Consider the following 18,080-nt stretch of genomic DNA (forward strand, 5'->3'; position numbering starts at 1 on the left):
GGAAATGCCCGAGTTCGAACCTATTGGAACGGTAAGGATCGGCCCTCTGCGGCGCTTTGCCGCGCCAGTTCGACGATCCGCAGCACCGCGAGCGCGTCTTCCGGCGAGACCGGCGGCGGCGCGCGATCGGCGATGGCGTGCGCGATCCCCGCATAGAAGCGGCGATAGTCCCCGGTTTCGGACGGGACGATCTGCGAGGCACCGTCTCCGCCGATCAGCGCCCCGTGCTGAGTCGCCTCCTCGACGCCGAGGCCGGGCGCATCCGCGCGGGCGCCGGCCCGCAACTGCGCTTCCTGCGGATCGAGCCCATATTTGACGAAGCTGCCGCGCGTGCCGTGCACCGCGAACCGCGCCCGCGGCGCCGGAACGATCGCGGCCGAAGACAGCACCGCGCGCATCCGCCCATAGTGAAGCGTGATTTCGAAATAATCGTCGACCCGCGACCCCGCACGCTGCGCGATGATGTCGGCGGTCAGCGTCTGCGGTGGTCCGAACAGGGCGAGCGCCTGATCGATGAGATGCGGGCCGAGATCGATCAGCACGCCGCCGCCCGGCCCGGCAATTTCGTGCCAGCTGTCGCGCAGCGCCGGGCGAAAGCGATCCCAACGCGCCTCATAGAGCGCGACCTCGCCGACTGCCCTGTCATCGAGCAGCTTTCGCACCGTCAGGAAGTCGCTGTCCCAACGCCGGTTGTGGAACACGCTGAGCACGGTGCCCTGCGCCTCGGCGAGCGTGACGAGCGCTTCGGCCTCGGCGACGCTGTTGGCGAAGGGCTTGTCGATCACGACGTGCTTGCCGGCCTCCAGCGCAGCATGGGCCAGCGGGAAATGGGTGTCATTGGGGGTCGAGACCACCACCAGCTCGATTTGCGGATCGACGAAGAGCGCCGCAGCTTCGGACACGACTTTCGTCTGGGGATACCGCGCGCGGACCGCGTCGGCGCGCGAGGTGACGATCGCCGTCAGCGCGAGCTCGGGTACGGCATCGATCAACGGCGCATGGAACGCGCACCCGCCGAGGCCATAGCCGATCAGCCCGGTACGGATCATGCGCGCCTCCTCTTTGACGGTGCAGCCGCCCCTCTAGGATCGGCGCCACTATTTTCCAATCCGGACGCCGACCGATTGTGGCGCGCGACGACCCCTAGATCGCGTATTTCGCGCGCTGGGGACGGCTGAGCATCGCGTTCGCCGCGTCATCGCCGAGGAAGCGTTCGGCCTTGGGATCCCATTTGAGCCGCCGGCCGGTCTTCATCGCGGTCCAGTGGAGCAGGCAGGTCGAGCAGCCGCGGTGTCCCACCTCGGCCGGCGCGCTCACCGGCACGCCGGTCCTAATCGCGTCGAGCCAGTTGCGGTGCTGCTCGGGCACCTTGAGCAGATGGATCTCGTTCGGGCCGATCACGCTGTTCAGGATCTTCGGGTCGCTGGCCTGGAGCGGGTCGAGTGGCTTCGCGCCCGCGCTGGGATCGCTCGCCGTGACCGCGCCGCTGCGGGTGACGAAGATCCAGCCCTCGTCGCCGATGAACTTGATGCCGTTGGGCAGCGCGCCCGACACCGTCATCGTCACGCCATTGGCATAGCGTGCATGCGTCTCGAAGGCGCCATGGACGTCCCACAAACCACTTTTGGGAAACTCGGCGCTGCCCCAGATCTCGACCGGGCCCGAATGCTCCATGTCCATGCCCCAATGGGCGGTATCGATATGGTGCGAGCCCCAGCCGGTGATCATCCCCGCGCCGAATTGCTCGAGCCGCAGCCAGCCCGGCCGGTTCTCGAACGAATCCTGCGGATGGACGCCGATCTCGGTGTAGGGAATCTCGGGCGTGGTGCCGAGCCAGGCGTCGTAGTTCAGGTTCGAGGGTATCGGCATCGGCGGCGCCTCGGGTCCCGATGGATCGCCGGGCAGGCCGACCTCGACATGCTTGAGCTTGCCGATCCGGCCGTTGCGGACCAGCTCGCAGGCCCGGTGGAATTGCGGCCAGGGATCCTGCCCGCGCTGCTGCGAGCCGATCTGGAGGACCTTGCCGCTGACCTTGACCGCATCCGCCATCGCGCGTCCCTCGGCGATGGTCAGCGCGGCGGGCTTCTGGAGATAGACATGCTTGCCCGCGCGCACCGCATGCACCGCCTGCGGCGCATGCTGGTGATCGGGCGTGGAGATCAGAACCGCGTCGATCTCCTTGTTCGCGAGCAGCTCGCGATAATCGGTGTACATGCGCGTGCCGGCATAGGGCTTGCCACTGCTGGCGGTATAGCGCGAGTCGACGAGCTCCTTGCCCGCGCCGAGCCGGATCGTGTCGACGTCGCACACGGCGACGATTTGGGCGTCACCATGTTTGTGGACCTCCTTCATGTCGTGGATGCGCGAGATGCGCCCCACTCCGATCGCGCCGATCGTGATCCGGTTCGATGGCGCGTTCCGGCCGAATACGCTCGCGGGGACGATCACCGGCGCCGCCAGCGCCGCGCCGGTCTTGAGGAGGCCGCGTCTCGACATGGGCATGCTCCGTCTCCCCTCAGGCCAGCTTGGGCCGCGTGGCGTTCTTCTGCGCGGTCAGCACCAGCTCGGCGGCCAGCAGCGCCTGCGCCTGATCCTGTGCGATCGACGAGCGTTCGACCACGTCGGTCACGAATTGCGGGCCGAACGGCAGCGGCACCTTCGAGCAATCGATGTAGCGCACGCCCTTCCTGTCGGTGAGGAAGAGGTGGTTGCCGCCGGGTCGCCCCGCGACGTCGACATATTTGCGCAGCTCGATCGAGCCTTCGGTGCCGACGAGGAACAGCCGCCCGTCGCCCCAGGTCGGCAGGCCGTCGGGGGTGAACCAGTCGACCCGGATATAGCCGGTGCCGCCATTGCCGACCGCGACCATGTCGCCGAAATCCTCGAACTTCGGCTTGTCGGGCCAGTGAAAGTTGCCGGTCTGCGACGCGACGACCTGCGCCGAGGTCGAGCCGGTGTAGAACAGGAACTGATCGGCCTGGTGGCTGCCGATATCGGTGAGGATGCCGCCATAGCGCGCCTTGTCCCAGAACCAGTCCGGCCGGCTCGGCGCGCTGACCCGGTGCGGCGCGAGATTGACCGTCTGGATCACCTTGCCGATCGCCCCCTGCGCGACGAGCTCGCCGGCATGAACCGCCGAGCGCACCTCGAGCCGCTCGGAATACATGATCGCGAACTTCCGGCCGGTCTCGTTGACCGCACGGCGAACCTCGGCGAGCTGCTCGAGGCTGGTGATCGCGGGCTTGTCGCCGAGATAATCCTTCCCGGCCCGCATCGCCCGGATCCCGAGCGGCGCGCGCAGATCGGGGATCGGCGCGCCGATGATCAGCTGGATGCTCTTGTCGCCGAGGATCTCGTCCTCGCTCTTCGCGAGCCGGACGCCATTGCCGTAGCGTTTCTGAAAGGTCCCGATCTGCTTCGGATCGGTCGCGAAGAAGGCCGTCGGCGTGCCGCCGCCGCGGATCATCGCGTCGGTCATGCCGTAGATATGCGCGTGATCGAGCCCGATCACTCCGAAGTTGATGCGGTGCTTCGCCATGGGCTCCGGGCCCGACGGCGCGGCGTCGGCGGACACCGCATTGCCCTGCGTCTGCGACTGGGCGAGCAAATCGGCGGGCAAGGTCGCGGTGAGGCCGGCCAATCCGGCGCCGGTGAGCATCGTGCGGCGGTGCATGGACTTCTCCTCAATGCGCAGGCGTGGCCGCCGTCTTCCAGTTGATCACGTGATAGGTCGCAGGTGTGTCGCCGACATTGCGCAAGGCGTGCGGCGAATTCGAAGCGTTGAAGATCACCGAGCCGGGGCCGAGCCGCTTCCAGCTGCCGCCGTTGAGCACCTCGACCGTGCCTTCGCGGACGATCACCAGCTCCTCATTGGGATGGGTGTGCGGCGGGTGCGATGCGAGCCCCGGGATTGAGCGTGGTGACGTGCATCTCAAGCTCGTCGAGCGTCGCGGTCGGCTGGCGGACGAGGTTGCGGATTGCGCCGACATCGGTCGGCTTCGCCTCCATTTTTGCCCAGTCGAACACCGCGGGGCCGAGCTTTGCGGGACTGGTCTGCGCGAGCGCGCCTGCTGCACCGACGGCAAATAGGGTGCCCAGCGCCACTGCCACGTCTCGACGCGTGATCCTCATCATCGCTCTCCCCTCCGCGGTCGGCGCCGCGTCGTTCGGCCGAGACTAGTCGAAAAGCGAGAGCTGTGAACCCTATTTGTCTGAGAATATTGCCACAGCAGCGCCGCTCATATCTTCCGCGCCCGCAGAAAGGGTTCGATCACCGTCGCCATCAGGTCGTAGCCCTGATCGGTCGGATGGACGCCATCGTTCGCCAGCCCCGGCTTCATTGCGCCACCGGCATCGGCGAGCACAGGCCAATAATCGATCCAGGTCGCGCCCGCAGTTTTGGCATAGCGCTTGAGCCCGGCATTGATCGCGCGGATCGGCGCGACGGTCTCGACCCCCGGCCGCCACGGGAAATGATCGGCAGGCGGCACCGACGCGATCAGCACCGCGATGCGATGCGCCTGCGCGATGGCGGTCATCATCCGGAAATTGTCGAGGGTCTGGGCGAGCGTGATCGGGCCTGTGTTGCCGGCGACATCGTTGGTGCCCGCCATGATGTGGAGGTAGCGCGGTTTGAGCGCGACCACGTCGGACATCATCCGAAGCACCATCTGGGGGGTGGTCTGGCCGCTGATCCCGCGCCCGACGCGCCCCTTGCTGAAGAAATCCGGACGCTGGCGCCGCCAGCCCTCGGTGATCGAGTCGCCCATGAAGACGATGTTCGTCTTCACCCCCGACTTGACCAGCTTCGCATTGTCGGCGGCGTAGCGGCCGAGCGCCGGCCAATCCTCGCGCTGCTGGCGCTGGCGCCGTTCCTCGGGACTCTCCTGCGTCTGGGCGCGTGCGGCGAAGGGCAGCGCGAGCGCACCGGCAAGGAAACCGCGGCGGACGATCGGGGGCATGACCTCTCCTGTATCGGCGGGTGGGCAGCCCTCCCGCATTCGGAAAGCTTAGCGGCGTGCAGAAAGCTGGCAAGCTCGGGCGATGCCGGTCGTTCTTCACAAAGAGCCCGATCGGGCGCGGATTCCCGGGCTCGGGTTCGGACAGCAAACCGCGCCCCTGTTTGACCCGCGGCCGGCATATCTTGGCCGCGGGTCAATAGTTGCTCGCACTTGCACCCAAAATTCGCCTATTAGCAGCTCGATTCAGCTGATCCGCCGGGGGGCGAGCAGTCGGGCAGGAGTATGACAGAGTGATATCGCGAGCGACTTTGGGCCGATCCGTGCGGCTGGGCACCGCAGTGGCGACGGCTATCGGCCTTGTTAGCACCGCGGGGTTCGCGCAGCAGACGCCGCCGGTATCCGCACCGATGGTGCAGGCTGTGCCGCCTGTGGCGCCGGTTCAGATCGTCCCGCCACCCACTATCAGTGCCGCGCAGGCCGCCCAGCTGAACCAGCTGCTCGCCGATGCCGGCTATGCGCAGGGCCTGCGCCACGACGGCACCGCCCAGCCGCGTCCGGACGGCAATGACGCGCTCGTCCGCGCCGCGCTCGACTATGCCCGTGCGGTGCATGCCGGCCGGCTCGATACCAGCGACTTCCAGCAGGATTGGGGTCTGCGGCCCGCCGCCTACGACCCTCTCCCCGCCTTTGCCGATGCAGTGAAGCGCGATCGGCTGCCGCAATGGTTCCGTGGGCTGCCGCCGCCCTATTCGGGCTATGACGGGCTCCAGAAGGGCCTTGCCGCCTATCGCAAGATCGAGGCTTCTGGCGGCTGGGCGGCGCTGCCCGCCGGACCCGACCTCGCGCTCGGCGCGAGCGGGCCGCGCGTCGCGGCGCTGCGCCAGCGTCTCGCGGTCGAGGACAGCGAAGTCGTCGCCACCGGGACCAAGTTCGACGCCGAGCTCAAGGATGCCGTGGTCCGCGCCCAGCGCCGCTACGGCCTCAACCCGACCGGCGTCGTCTCGACCGGCACGCTCGGCGCGCTCAACGTGCCGGCGGCCGATCGCGTCCGCCAGATCATGGCGAACATGGAGCGCTGGCGCTGGCTCCCCGCCGAGCTTCCAGCCAAGCGGATCCAGGTCAACATCGCCGCCGCGGTGCTGACCGTGTTCGAGGGCGACGCCCCGATCGCGTCGATGAAAGCCGTGACCGGCCGTCCGGGCAACGAGACACCGATGCTCCAGTCGCGCATCCATTCGATCGTGCTCAACCCGCCGTGGAACGTCCCCGCCGGGATCGCCGCCAAGGAGCTGTTCCCCAAGGGCACGGCCTATCTGGCGCGCAACAACTACAAGATCATCGGCACCGGTGCGGGACGCCGCATCCAGCAGCAGCCGGGCCCGAAGAGCGCGCTGGGGCTGTACAAGTTCGACTTCGACAATCCCTATGCGGTGTATCTGCACGACACGCCGTCGCAATCGACCTTCTCGAGCTTCAGCCGACTGGCGAGCCATGGCTGCGTCCGTCTCGAAAAGCCCGGCCCGCTCGCGCAACTGCTGCTGCGCAACGATCCTGCCTGGCAACCCGACGAGATCCAGACGGCGCTTTCGACGGGCAAGACCCAGCGCGTCCAGCTGCAGCCGCAGGATCAGGTCCATGTCTATCTGCTCTACTGGACCGCGTTCGCCAGCGCGAACGGGGCGATGAACTTCCGCGGCGATCCCTATGGCTGGGACAAGACGCTCGCGGCGAAGATCGAGAGGCGCTCGGCGATCACCGCCGTCGCCGCACGTTGAAAGGGGAATAGCGAATGAACATCAAGCGTATCGCTCTGCTTGCGTCGGCGGCCGGCGCGCTCGCGCTCGGCGCCTGCTCGGGCGGCAAGGACAGCGATCAGCCGGCGACGGCGAATGTCGAGAACATGGCCCCGATCGAGGTGGTGAACGAGAGCCCGGTGGCCACCGAAGCCTCGCCGGCACCGATGGTCGACAATCTCACCACCACCGACGTCCAGCCGGCTGCGCCCGAGCTCAGCGCCGACGAGCAGACCCAGGACGACGCCGATGCGACCGGGATGACCGCGCGTGTCTCGCGCGACGAGGGTGGCAACGAGGCACAGACCGCGCAGTGAGAACGCGACGCCTCCCTGCGGCGACGCCGCGGGGAGGCTTCGTTCAACTGAGGATGACGTCGTCCGCGCCGCCCTTGGCGACCATCCGGCCCATCGCGTTGAGCAACGCGCCCATCGCCACCGGCTTGAGGATGACCTCGTCGGCACCCGCTGCGAGGCACTGCTCGCGCAGATCGACCGCGGTGTCCGCGGTGACCACGATCACCGGCAATTCGGCCTTGGCGCATCCCCGCGAGCGTAGCTGGCGGATCGCGGTGAGCCCGTCCATGCCGGGCATCCGCAAGTCCATCAGGATGATGTTGAACGATCCGTTCTCGATCATCTCGAGCCCGGTCTCGGCATCGGGGGCCTCTTCCATGTTCGCCCCGACGACGCGCAGCATGTCCTTCACGACGCGGCGGTTCATGGCGTCGTCTTCGACGAACAGGACTTGCATGCGCGACTCTCCTATTTGTCCGAGTCGTAGGCGATCGGCGTAAAGACTTTGATTATTCCGGCTCATGCGGCGCTCGAGATCGCGGCCGGCGGCGCGGCGACGATCCGATAGGCCTCGTGCAGCGTGGCGACGAGCTGGGCTCCGCCGACCGGCTTGAGCACCAGTTGATCGGCGCCGAGCTGGGCGACCTCGCCGAGGGGCAGATCGGCGGCCGGCGCGAGCAAGATCGTCACGCGCGTCCCCGCGGTGCGCGCCGCCTCGATTACCCGCCGCAACGAGTCGAGCGGCGCCGATCCTTCGATTTGCGCCGAGCGCGCTTCGATCAGCACGTGATCGACAATTCCGATGCGCAATGCGCTGAGCGCCGCGCCGCCGCAATCCACGCATTCGATGGCGCCAGTCACGGGCTCGAGCAGGCCGCGGAAGATGCCCTGCGTCATCGCATTGCCCTCGACCAGCAGAAGCCGCGACTCCGCGAGCGCAGTAGCCCCGGGCCGGCCGGCGACCACGGCGGCGATCGCCCCGTCGACTCGCCCGAACGGCAAGCGCACGGTGAAGACCGATCCTTGCCCGGGCACGCTCCGCACCGAGATCGCCCCGCTCAGCGCCACGGCCAGCTTGTGGCAGATCGAAAGCCCCAGCCCCGTACCGCTGAACTGGCGGGCCGTGCCGCCATCGACCTGGTGGAAGGCTTCGAAGATCAACGGGAGCTGGTCTTCGGGTATGCCGATGCCGCTGTCTTCGACTTCGATCACCAGCTCGCCGCCCTCGGCCCGCGCGCGCAGCGCCACCGCGCCCTGTGGGGTGAACTTCACGGCGTTGGACAAGAGATTGAACACGATCTGCCGCAGCCGCGCGCCGTCCGAGCGGATCCGATCGGGCACCTCGCCGATCGTGAGCGTTAGGCGCAACCCTTTAGCTTCGGCATGGCCGTTCCACAGCCGCGCGGCGTCCTCCAGAATAGCCCTGAACCCGATTTCCTCGTCGACGACGGTGATCTCGCCGGTCTCCATCTTGGCGACGTCGAGAATGTCGTCGACCAGCGCGCGCATCGCCTCGCCCGCGCCGTGGACGACCTGCACCTGCTCGCGCACCTCCTCCTCGAGACGCCGATTGGCGAGCAGGATCTGGGTCATGCCGAGAATGCCGTTGAGCGGCGTGCGGATCTCGTGGCTGGTGGTGGCGAGGAACTCGGTCTTTGCCTTGAGCGCCTTTTCGAGCGCCGTGTTGGTCTGGTTGAGCACGACGTTGGCCGCGCGCACCTGATTGCGGCTGCGCCGGATGCGCAGCGCGCTCACCAGCAACAAGGCGAGCACGATGCCGCCGGCGATCACCAACCCGGCGAGCACGGTGGTGCGAAACTCGGCCTGTTGCTGGCGGATGCGCGCGTCGCGCTCGAAGATCTTCTGCTTCTGGTTCTGATAGTCGAACCGCGCCGACATCAGCTGCGAGCTGGCCGACGCCGTCAGCTTCTGGGCTTCGCTTTCGAGGCGCTGGAATGCCTTGAGATGCTGAAGCGCCGCCTCCTCGTCGCCGAGGCGCTCGAACACCGAAGCCGCCAGCTGGTGAAACTCGCGAAAGGCCATTTCGGTGCGCGCCAGATCCTCGCCGGCAAAGGCTTGACGCAGATCGCGCGCCGCCGCGGGAAGATCGCCGCGTGCCTCGGCAACTTCGCCCGCTGCGCCATAGACCATCGGCTTCCACCCCGCCGCCTCTCCGCCGCCCGACAGGCGCAGCGCGCGATCGATCGTCCGCGAGGCTGCGGCGACAGCACCGCTCTTCACTTGCGCCACGGCGAGATTGCTGAGGATGCGGACTTCGAGCAGCGGACTCTGGAGCTGCCGGGCGCTCTCCAGTGCGCGCTCGAACTCGCGGACGGCCTCGGCGTTGCGGCCGATCTTGCGCAACACCTCGCCGCGATTGTTGTGGGTCGTCAGCGTGAAGGCCGGGTCGGCGGTATAGAGCTCGACCGCCTGCGCGTAATATTGGAGCGCGCGCTCGTAATCGCCGGCCTCGACATAGATCATCGCGATGTCCTGCAGCGCGATCGCCTGACTGCGGATCTCGCGCGCGGCGCGGAAGATGGTGTGCGCCCGCTGAAAGTCGATCAACGCCTGCTGGACGCTCCCGCCCATCGCCGCGATCGCACCATGCGAACGCATCAGATCGCCCTGAAGCTTGGTGTTGGATCCGTAGCGTTCGACTCGCGCGAGCGCCGCAGCGACGATCGGCGCGGCCTTGGCCGGTTGATTGACGCCGATGAACGACTCGGCCTTGAGCCATTCTGCCGTCGCCAGCGCCATTTCGGCGCGGGGCGAGCGCGGAAGCGCGCGGGCACGGGCGATGGCGATCTCGGCCTTGGCCATGGCCTGCCCGGGATCGGCCATCATCGCCGTCTTCGCTTCCTGCACGGCCTCGTCGACGCTCGCGAAGCCGCGGTCGGTTTCGGTGCCGGGCGAGGACTGGGCGTGCGCGGGCGAGAGCGGCGGAGCAATAACGAGAAGCAATGGAAGCAGCGCCGCGATGCGCATCGAAAGTCCCCCGACTGGTTCCCGCCAACTAGCTGAAAAAGCTTAATGCGGGGCAAAGGAACGGCCCGCCGCGGGAACCCGCGACGGGCCGAGGGAGAAGGCTAGAAGCTGAACTTGAACCCCGCGCCCGCCATCACCCGGGGCAGCTGATCGGTCTCCTCGCCGTTGAGCGTGGCGCGTCCGAAGACGCTGAGCTCGGCGGCGCCGTCCATCAGGCGGGTGCCGTACATCATCTCGCCGACGAACTGGCGTTCGGGCACGCCGAGATTGAAGCGCTGGGCCACCGCGCCGAGCTCGCCGGTCTGGCGGTTGATCACCTGGACCGTGGTGAGATCGATTCCGCCACGCTCGAGATGCATCGGCTGGGCGAGCGTGAGGCGCGCGCGATCCTTGCGCCCGAACAGCCGATCCTTGGTGAGGCCGAGCTGGAACGAGCTGCTGACGAGGCCACCGTCCGACACTGCGATGCTCGACTGGCCCGAGCCACCCGGCCGGGTACGGCTCATCGTGCCGGTAGCCGCCAGCGACAGCGTCGGCGCCAGCCCGAGTTCGGCACCGAGGCTCACACCGTCGGTGGTGGTGCCATCGGCAAAGTCGTTCGGATCGAGCGACTGCACGCCGAGCAGCGCATTGTCCTCGCGCAGCCGGGTATAGGTGCCGGTCAGCTTTGCCTCGGGCGTCTCATACGCCACGCTGACGTGCTGCGCGCCGGCGCGATAGGCATCGATCGAGCCGAGCGCGAACTGCTCGAGCATGTCGAGCCGCTCGAGATCGCGCTTGAGCACGCGCTGCGAAAGCCCGGTCGAGACGCTCCACGAATCGCCGAGGCGAACATTGGTCTCAAGATAGCCGCCGCCCGAGGCGAAGCCCATCAACGGGTTCGCGCCGCCGGTGAACGGATCGTAGTCCGAGGCCATGCCGAAGCCGCCATCGCCGAGCATCACCGCGCCGTCGCCCTCGCCCGCGGTGATCGCGAAGCGGCCGTCGGGCCCGGTCAGCCGCAGCGCCGATTGATACGGCACGTTGGGGCTCCGATAGCCCGGCACGAAGGTGCGCGGTGCGACCGCCATCGAGAGATCGAGCCCCGAGCGGTTCGGGATCGGCGACGAATAGGCGAAGCCGGTGAATCCCTTGCCCGAACTGTCGGGCTTTCCGCCGGTGTTCACCCAGGCGAGGAAGCGGCTGTAGATATAGGCCTGCAGATATTCGGTCGATCCGGTATAGGAGGTCGCCGATTGGCCGACCAGCTTCGACGACACGGGAATCGCGAAGTCGCGGAAGGTCTTGCCGATGTCCTCATAGGCATAGAAAAACATGCCCTTCGCTTCCCACTTGGCGACTTCCTTGGGATTGCGAATCTTGTTCTGCTGCTCGGGCGCGATCTTGCCGTCCTTGTAGGTATACCATTTCAGCCCGTTGAAGCTGAGCGGCGAGAGTGCGGCGGTGGCGTCGAGAATGCCCCAGCCATAGACGGGATCGACCCCCGGCGCGCCGACATCGCGCGCGGACTTGAGGATGATGTCGACGGTTTCGGCGGGATAGTTGGCGAGCCACGGCCAGCGATCGTGGATCAGCGCGATCGTGCCCGAGACCAGCGGCGCGGCGAACGAGGTGCCCGATTTGCGGGTAACGCCGCCCTGCCCGTCCGCAACGAGGATCAGCTCGCCCGGCGCGGTGACGAAGCGATATTTGAGCTTGTTGCCCTCGGCACAGGCGGTGCCATTGGCGAGCAGGCACGCCTCGCCCGGCTGGTTCGAGAAGCTCGAGATGTTGCCGGCCGGATCGACCGAGCCGACGACGATCAGGTTGGGATTGGTCGCGAAGTTCCAGTTGATGTTCTGGCGCTGCACGACGCCGTCATTGCCAGCGGCGACGACGAACACCGCGTTCTTCGTGGCGGCGGCGACCGCGGCGTCGCTGAACACGTCGTTCCAGCCCTGGTGCAGCGTCCAGCCCGGCACGCCCAACGACATATTGATGATGCTCGCGCCGTTCTGCGCCAGCATCAGCACGCCGTTGCGGATGTCGCTCCAGCCGGCGGTGCCGGTCTCGTCGAACGGGTTGTAGGCGACCACCGAGGCCATCGGCGCGATGCCCATCACGCCCTTGCCGTCATGCGCCGCGATCATCAGGCTGGCGACGGCGGCGCCATGGCCGTTGCTGAAGCTCGAGATGCCGTCATATTTGGTGATGTTTCGCGTGCCGTCGCCGGTCACCGAGAAGTCGAGCAACCCGATGACGCTGTCGCGGCCCTCGCCGATCGTCTCGGTGATCGACGGGGTCCAGTGGATCGCGCTCATCCAGTGGTCGACATGGTCGGCCCCGGAAAAGTTCATCAGCCCATCATACCATTCGAGGAAGAAATGCTCGCGTTGATTGGCGTCGAGCCTGGCGAGGCTGGCGGGGTCCGAAAGACTGATGCCGTATTTGGCGAGCAGCGGATTGGCGAAGGCATCGGCGAACGACTTGCCGGTCTGCGCCTGCACCGCCGAGCCCCAGAAGCCCTGCGACTGATTGACCATGCCGCCCAGCATCGTCGCGAGCGTCGCATAATCCTGCGGCGCTTCCTCGAAAGTGCGGATGCTGCCCCAGAAAGTGCGGATGCTTCCCCACGACGCGCCGAGGTCGCCCGAGAAGGTGCGGATGCTTCCCCAGAGCGGCGTGATGCTGTTGGTGCCGCTGCCGTCGTTGAACGTGCGGATCGAGCCCCAGAACGCGTTGACGTCGCCCTCATAGGGATTCACGTCGCCCCAGAAGGTGCGGATGCTTCCCCAGAGCGGGCTCGACTCGCCCCAGAAGGTGCGGATGCTGCCCCATTTGGGCTCGACGGTGCCGCTGAGCGGCTTGACCGGTTGGGCGGAGGGCGTCGGGGTCGCAGCAGGGGTCGGCGCGGGCGCAGGCGCGGTCTGCGCCACCGCGGCCAGCGGTGCGAACGATGCCGCCGGAGCGGCCAGTGCAGTCGCGAGCAAGATGCTGCGAGCCATTCGGAACGACGTCATATTCTGCCCCCGCATTCGGGTCAGCAGCCCCCTGAAGCCACCGATCTATCCATCCGGCGTACAACGGTTCCGGTGAGTCAGATCGCAACGGAGATCGTGAAATTCGCGTTAGGGAGATAAATACGGAGGCGTTTTCAGCCGTTTCCGAACAGCGGCCATTGGCCGCCGACGCTGCCTTCGGCGAGCCGCCGCACGCGTTCTTCATCGCCGAGAAATGCCGTCAAGGCGTCGAGCGCGATCGGCGGCGAGATGAAATAGCCCTGGAGCATGTCGCATCCCATGATCCGCAGCAGCGACAGCGCCATCGCGTCGTCGACGCCCTCGGCGGTCACTTCCATCTCGAGCGCGTGCGCGAGATCGATCGACGAGCGCACCAGCAGCGGATCGCGGTGGCTCTCGGTGAGCCCGCTGACGAACATCTTGTCGATCTTGAGTTCGTGCGCGGGAAGCTGCTTGAGATACGCCAGCGACGACAGCCCCGAGCCGTAATCGTCGATCGCGATACGGATCCCGGCCTGGGTGAAATCGCGCAGATTGGCCAGCGCTGCATCGGGATCGTCGATCACCGCGGTCTCGGTGATCTCGAACCCGATCCGCCCCACTGCGGTCGCGACCAGATCGAGCGCGGTGCGCGCAAAGTCGCGATCGGGCAGCAGATGGCCTGAGATATTGACCGAGATATCGATCTCATACCCCTGATCGAGCAGCGTTTTCTGATCCCGAATTGCCCGCGCGATACCCCATTCGGTCAATTCGCGGATCGTCCCGGTTTCCTCGGCGAGCGAGATGAAGCGATCGGTGGGCACCAACCCCAGCCCGGGTCGCGTCCAGCGCGCCAGCGCCTCGACTGCACGGATCGTATTGCTGCGCGCCTCGAGCTTGGGTTGATAATGGAGCTCGACCTCGCCCGCCGCGAGCGCCTTGGGCAGCGCTCGCATCAGCTCGAGATCGGCCATGCTGTTGTGGACGAGGATATCGGCGTCGGCGAAGCACACCTTGACCCGCGCCGCCTTGGCCGCCGCGAGCGCCGCCGCGGCCTGATCGACCAGCTCGTCGCGGATCGAGCTGGTGCCGGCATCGGCGAAGCCGATCGCGACGGTGAGATCGAAGACATAGTCCTCGATCGTCAGCCGGCGCTCGAGCGTCTCGATCGCTGCGATCAGCCGCAGCTGGGCCTCGCCGGCGCTCGCCGCCTTGAACGCGAATTCGAAAGTGGTGCGGCCGATGCGGCCGATCTCGGCATCCGCGATCGTCGCGGGCACACGCCGTGCGAGCGTGGCGAGAAGCTGGTTGGCGAGGCTGTAGCCGATGCTCTGGCGCAGCGTGGCGAAGCGATCGACCTCGACCACCGCGACGAAGGTCGTGCCCGCTCCATCCTGCGCCGGCGCCTCCTTGCGCAGCGCGTTGAACATCGCCCGTTCCTGCGGCGCGGCGCGATCCCAGTCATAGGAGCCGGCCTCGATTTCGGCGAGCGCGGCGTTGAAGCGGCTGACGAAGCGCGCGTCGCGCCCCGAGAATCCCGGCTCGAGGCGAACCCCCGCCTCGCCCTGTCGCACACGCTCGAGCGCCGCGTCGATCTCGACGAAGCTCGGCTTCGCACGGCCGCGCACCAACGCAAGCGCAACCGCCACGCAAAACGCCATCGCGAGCATCACGAGCGGGTGGGCAGCCCAGTCCATGCTGGCCTTCTACGCCCAAGGCGTGAAACAAGCGTAACCGACCGCAGTGGAAGTGCTTGTTTTTGCTGACGCTCAGCCATCGCTTGCAGCGCGGTAGCTGGCGAGGAATTGCTCGTGCGAAGGCATGCGCGCGACCGCCGCGTCGATATTGCCCTTGAGCGTGGCCAGCGCCGCGCGCAGCGCGCCGGGATCCATCATCCGCGCCAGGCGATGATAGCTGCCGGGGCGGAGCCCTTGGCCGAGCAGCACCTGCACCCAGCTATCCACGCGGAACAGATCGTTTCCTTCTTGCCAGGCGTGCGCCGCCTCGCGGAACGAGGCCATGCGCTGCGCGAGCGAATCCGGGATCTCCATCTCCCGGCACCGCCGCCAGAAGGGTGAATCGTCGCGCTCGGTCAGATGATAGTGGAGCGTGATGAAGTCGCGAATGCCCTCGATTTCGTGGCGCGACTGCTGGTTGAAGCGCTCGGCGAGCGCGGGCTGGCACCCGCCGAACGGGAATTCCTGAATCAGCCGCGTCACCGCGACCTTGACGAGGTGGATGCTCGTCGACTCGAGCGGCTCGATGAAACCGCTGGCGAGCCCAAGCGCGACGCAATTCTTGTTCCACACCTTGCGCCGGGCGCCGGTGCGATAGCGGATGAGCCGAGGTTCGGTTAGAGCTTCACCATCTATATCGTTGAGAAGCTTTAATCTTGCTTGCTCATCGGACATGAGATCGCTGCTAAAGACGATGCCGTTGCCGACGCGATGCTGGAGCGGGATCCGCCAGCGCCAGCCGCCTTCATGTGCGATCGCGCGCGTATAGGGCGCCGCCGGCCCGGTCGCGCGCGTCTGCACAGCAAAAGCGCTGTTAGTTGCGAGATATCGCGTCCAATCCTCATATCCTGTCTGAAGTGTTTGCTCGATCAGCATGGCGCGGAAGCCGGTGCAATCGAGGAACAGATCGCCTTCGACGCGCTGGCCCGATTCGAGCGCGAGCGCTGTGAGGAAGCCGCTCTCGGGATCCTGCTCGACCCGCGCGATCTTGCCTTCGACCCGACGAACCCCCGCCGGCTCGGCGAGCCCGCGCAGAAACCGCGCATAGAGCGTGGCGTCGAGGTGATAGGCATAGTTGATCGGGAAATTGTCGCCCTTGAAGAACTTGCCGGCCTCGGCCGCCTGCAGCTCGAAGCAATAGTCAGCGAGGCTGCCGCCAAAGCCCTGGCGCTGCGCCTCGAGCCAGAAATGGTGGAAGTCCGCCATCCAGGTCGATCGCTTGCCGATCTCGCCGAAGCTGTGGACATAGCGATCGCCGGCCCGGCCCCAATTTTCGAAAACGATGCCGAGCTTGAAGGTTGCCTGGGTGGCGCGCATGAACGCCGGCTCGTTGATCGTCAGCAACTCGTGGAAGCTGCGCGAGGTGGGGATCGTCGATTCGCCCACGCCCACCGTGCCGATCTCGTCGGACTCGACGAGCGTGATGTCGAGCAACGGCCCGAGATGCTTGACCAACGCCGCCGCGGCGACCCAGCCGGCGGTGCCGCCGCCCGCGATGACGACGCGTTTGACGGCGGGTTCGGTCATCGGTTCAGCCTGTTCAGGAGTTGCGCGCGCAGCCGGCGCGCCTTCATCTCGTCGAGCGTGCCAAGCGCTCCGCGGGCATGTTCGGGCAGATGCGCGCCGGCGCGATCGGCCGCGCCGAACACGTAATAGTCGAACAGCGCCTGCCAGCCGCGCTTCTCGGCTTCTGGCCGGTCGCGCAGACTGAGCAACGCATGGAGCAACGTGTTCTGCGGGGTATCCATGAAGCCCGGCGCGGTGTTCCACCAATAGTTGATCATCGCGTTGAACGGATCGCGCGCATCGACCTGGTGCCACCACAGGGCCGGATAGAAGAGCACGTCCCCCGGATCGAGCTCGGCGACCTGCGCGGCAGCCAGCGCTTCGCGAAAGCGCGGATAGCGGTCGAAATCGGGATCGCGGAAATCGACCATCGTCACCACCTGCCCGCCCGGCGTCGGCTCGAGCGGGCCGGGATAGAGATTGGCGACCTGCCCGGGCGGAAACAGCGTGAACCGCCGCCGCCCGACCATGCAGCAGGCGAGGTTGTTCGACATGTCGTAATGGGCGGCGGCCGTGGTGCGGTTGCCGATCCAGATGCTCACCAGCGGCGGATGCGCCGCGAACATCGGATCGTTCAGGACGAGCCCGTTCTCCGCCCCCAGCCCCGGCAAATAGCCTTCCAGATCGGTCGAGCCGACATAGAAGGAGGGCGGGCTCTTTTCGCCCAGATGCGCGCGGACGCGCTCGAGAAACTCCGTCAGCCGGACGCGCTCGCTGGCGAAGTTGAGCGCCGTCATGGCGTCATCATAGCCGAAGCGCCCGCCAATCTCCGGCGCGCCGGTGAAGCCGGTGATCGGCTTGCCGCCATCGAAGCCCGCGAGATAGGCGATCGCGGCCTCGGCCCCCTCGCGCCCGCGCCGGACCAGCGGCCAATCGCGCGCGACGCCTTTGAGGATCACCGGCTCCTGCGCCTCGAGCATCGCCGCATAGGGGATGGCATCGGGCGCGACGCCCTCGATCACCCGGGTCTTGCGGGCGATTTCGATCACCCGGCGCGACCGCGCGCGAGCTTGCGCTCGATCAGCCGGTTCACGTTCGCCGTCGAGGCGACGATCAGGAAGGCGGGATAGAGGAAGCCCGCGCGATGCAGCGCATCGAGCGCGGCGCCGTCGAGCGCGCCAAGCCGCTCGGCCGAGATCGTGCTGAAATCGCCGAGCTCATAGCTCTCGGTGTCGCTGAGCTGGACCTGCACCGCGACGGGCTCGATCAGCCCGGCATCCTCGAATGCCTCGAACATCGGGCGGATCAGATCGAGCCCGGCATAGATCGTCCGCAACACGCCGGCGACATGCTCGAGATAGGGCGCGTTGCCGCCATGCGGCAGGAACAACGGCTGGCCCTCCCCGTCGCCGCGGCCCACGCGCGCATGCTCGATGTCGATATGGATCATCGGATCGCCACCCTCTTCGCCCATCCCGATGGCGAAGGGTCCGCGCTGTTGCGCCGCGGGAACATAGCCTGCCTGCCAGCCGGCATCGTCGAGGAAGAGATTCTCGTCGCGATCGAGCCCGAGCAGCGCTACCGCCTGATAGTCGTCGCTCGCATCACGTATGAAGAATATCGGATATTCCCGCTGAATTTCCTCGAACTCAGTCGGGAAGATCAGCACCTGATTGACCGCGTCGCCAAACTCGGCGGCGTGCCGCGTGATCACCCGCAGATCGTGGTGATCGACATTGTTGAGCTGTACCGTTCTGGCCATCTGCGCGCTCCGGGCAATACCGCCCGATGATGAAACAAAGCGCCGGCGCACTCAACC

At 66.9% G+C, this 18,080-nt stretch carries 15 protein-coding genes; 2 read left to right on the forward strand and 13 right to left on the reverse strand.

Annotated features, from left to right (window positions below; translation table 11 throughout):
* Positions 1–20 precede the first annotated feature (20 nt).
* The 6 genes from E5A74_RS03530 to E5A74_RS03550 form a co-directional block, all read right to left on the reverse strand.
* On the reverse strand, positions 21–1,049 hold the full coding sequence (locus E5A74_RS03530) for an oxidoreductase (protein ID WP_135982852.1): 1,029 nt from the start codon (positions 1,047–1,049) through the stop codon (positions 21–23).
* 94 nt (positions 1,050–1,143) lie between these two features.
* A complete protein-coding gene (locus E5A74_RS03535; protein WP_240699619.1) occupies positions 1,144–2,496 on the reverse strand; it encodes a Gfo/Idh/MocA family protein in 1,353 nt (450 codons plus the stop codon).
* A 19-nt stretch (positions 2,497–2,515) separates the two neighbouring features.
* The gene (locus E5A74_RS03540; protein WP_135982854.1) at positions 2,516–3,673 is read right to left on the reverse strand and encodes a Gfo/Idh/MocA family protein; all 1,158 of its coding nucleotides are present in this window, start codon (positions 3,671–3,673) and stop codon (positions 2,516–2,518) included.
* A 10-nt stretch (positions 3,674–3,683) separates the two neighbouring features.
* On the reverse strand, positions 3,684–3,860 hold the full coding sequence (locus E5A74_RS21105; protein ID WP_240699620.1) for a cupin domain-containing protein: 177 nt from the start codon (positions 3,858–3,860) through the stop codon (positions 3,684–3,686).
* Between the two features lie 7 nt (positions 3,861–3,867).
* The gene (locus tag E5A74_RS21110; RefSeq protein WP_206365778.1) at positions 3,868–4,134 is read right to left on the reverse strand and encodes a hypothetical protein; all 267 of its coding nucleotides are present in this window, start codon (positions 4,132–4,134) and stop codon (positions 3,868–3,870) included.
* Positions 4,135–4,238: 104 nt separating this feature from the next.
* On the reverse strand, positions 4,239–4,961 hold the full coding sequence (locus E5A74_RS03550) for a GDSL-type esterase/lipase family protein (protein ID WP_135982855.1): 723 nt from the start codon (positions 4,959–4,961) through the stop codon (positions 4,239–4,241).
* A 308-nt stretch (positions 4,962–5,269) separates the two neighbouring features.
* Here E5A74_RS03550 and E5A74_RS03555 point away from each other — a divergent pair, with 308 nt between their 5' ends.
* Positions 5,270–6,736 (forward strand): L,D-transpeptidase family protein, encoded by a 1,467-nt coding sequence (locus E5A74_RS03555; protein ID WP_240699621.1) that lies wholly within the window; start codon positions 5,270–5,272, stop codon positions 6,734–6,736.
* A gap of 14 nt (positions 6,737–6,750) precedes the next feature.
* Complete coding sequence (locus E5A74_RS03560) at positions 6,751–7,071, forward strand: hypothetical protein (RefSeq protein ID WP_135982856.1); 321 nt, start codon at positions 6,751–6,753, stop codon at positions 7,069–7,071.
* Positions 7,072–7,114: 43 nt separating this feature from the next.
* Here E5A74_RS03560 and E5A74_RS03565 read toward each other — a convergent pair whose 3' ends face one another.
* The 7 genes from E5A74_RS03565 to E5A74_RS03595 form a co-directional block, all read right to left on the reverse strand.
* Positions 7,115–7,507, reverse strand: coding sequence for a response regulator (locus tag E5A74_RS03565; RefSeq protein WP_135982857.1), 393 nt, complete (start codon positions 7,505–7,507; stop codon positions 7,115–7,117).
* 62 nt (positions 7,508–7,569) lie between these two features.
* Positions 7,570–10,038 (reverse strand): ATP-binding protein, encoded by a 2,469-nt coding sequence (locus E5A74_RS03570; RefSeq protein WP_135982858.1) that lies wholly within the window; start codon positions 10,036–10,038, stop codon positions 7,570–7,572.
* Between the two features lie 101 nt (positions 10,039–10,139).
* Positions 10,140–13,022, reverse strand: coding sequence for a S8 family peptidase (locus E5A74_RS03575; protein ID WP_166745588.1), 2,883 nt, complete (start codon positions 13,020–13,022; stop codon positions 10,140–10,142).
* Between the two features lie 149 nt (positions 13,023–13,171).
* Positions 13,172–14,716 (reverse strand): GGDEF domain-containing phosphodiesterase, encoded by a 1,545-nt coding sequence (locus E5A74_RS03580; RefSeq protein ID WP_135982860.1) that lies wholly within the window; start codon positions 14,714–14,716, stop codon positions 13,172–13,174.
* A gap of 72 nt (positions 14,717–14,788) precedes the next feature.
* Positions 14,789–16,282 carry a tryptophan halogenase family protein gene (locus E5A74_RS03585; RefSeq protein WP_135982861.1) on the reverse strand — a complete coding sequence of 498 codons (1,494 nt, stop codon included), beginning with the start codon at positions 16,280–16,282 and terminating at the stop codon, positions 14,789–14,791.
* Positions 16,279–17,310 carry a cupin-like domain-containing protein gene (locus tag E5A74_RS03590; protein WP_135982862.1) on the reverse strand — a complete coding sequence of 344 codons (1,032 nt, stop codon included), beginning with the start codon at positions 17,308–17,310 and terminating at the stop codon, positions 16,279–16,281. The genes E5A74_RS03585 and E5A74_RS03590 overlap by 4 nt, the downstream gene beginning before the upstream one ends.
* Complete coding sequence (locus E5A74_RS03595; RefSeq protein ID WP_135982863.1) at positions 17,307–18,023, reverse strand: SapC family protein; 717 nt, start codon at positions 18,021–18,023, stop codon at positions 17,307–17,309. Before E5A74_RS03595 ends, E5A74_RS03590 begins: the two co-directional genes overlap by 4 nt.
* Positions 18,024–18,080: the final 57 nt, after the last annotated feature.

It is taken from the genome of Sphingomonas naasensis, assembly GCF_004792695.1.
In the GTDB taxonomy this organism is placed as follows: Bacteria; Pseudomonadota; Alphaproteobacteria; order Sphingomonadales; family Sphingomonadaceae; genus Sphingomonas; species Sphingomonas naasensis.

Bases quoted from the DNA above. Each gene is read 5' to 3' on its own strand.
- E5A74_RS03530 (WP_135982852.1), bottom strand. From the start codon at position 1,049: ATGATCCGTACCGGGCTGATCGGCTATGGCCTCGGCGGGTGCGCGTTC.
- E5A74_RS03535 (WP_240699619.1), bottom strand. From the start codon at position 2,496: ATGTCGAGACGCGGCCTCCTCAAGACCGGCGCGGCGCTGGCGGCGCCG.
- E5A74_RS03540 (WP_135982854.1), bottom strand. From the start codon at position 3,673: ATGCACCGCCGCACGATGCTCACCGGCGCCGGATTGGCCGGCCTCACC.
- E5A74_RS21110 (WP_206365778.1), bottom strand. From the start codon at position 4,134: ATGATGAGGATCACGCGTCGAGACGTGGCAGTGGCGCTGGGCACCCTA.
- E5A74_RS03550 (WP_135982855.1), bottom strand. From the start codon at position 4,961: ATGCCCCCGATCGTCCGCCGCGGTTTCCTTGCCGGTGCGCTCGCGCTG.
- E5A74_RS03560 (WP_135982856.1), top strand. From the start codon at position 6,751: ATGAACATCAAGCGTATCGCTCTGCTTGCGTCGGCGGCCGGCGCGCTC.
- E5A74_RS03565 (WP_135982857.1), bottom strand. From the start codon at position 7,507: ATGCAAGTCCTGTTCGTCGAAGACGACGCCATGAACCGCCGCGTCGTG.
- E5A74_RS03570 (WP_135982858.1), bottom strand. From the start codon at position 10,038: ATGCGCATCGCGGCGCTGCTTCCATTGCTTCTCGTTATTGCTCCGCCG.
- E5A74_RS03575 (WP_166745588.1), bottom strand. From the start codon at position 13,022: ATGGCTCGCAGCATCTTGCTCGCGACTGCACTGGCCGCTCCGGCGGCA.
- E5A74_RS03580 (WP_135982860.1), bottom strand. From the start codon at position 14,716: ATGGACTGGGCTGCCCACCCGCTCGTGATGCTCGCGATGGCGTTTTGC.
- E5A74_RS03585 (WP_135982861.1), bottom strand. From the start codon at position 16,282: ATGACCGAACCCGCCGTCAAACGCGTCGTCATCGCGGGCGGCGGCACC.
- E5A74_RS03595 (WP_135982863.1), bottom strand. From the start codon at position 18,023: ATGGCCAGAACGGTACAGCTCAACAATGTCGATCACCACGATCTGCGG.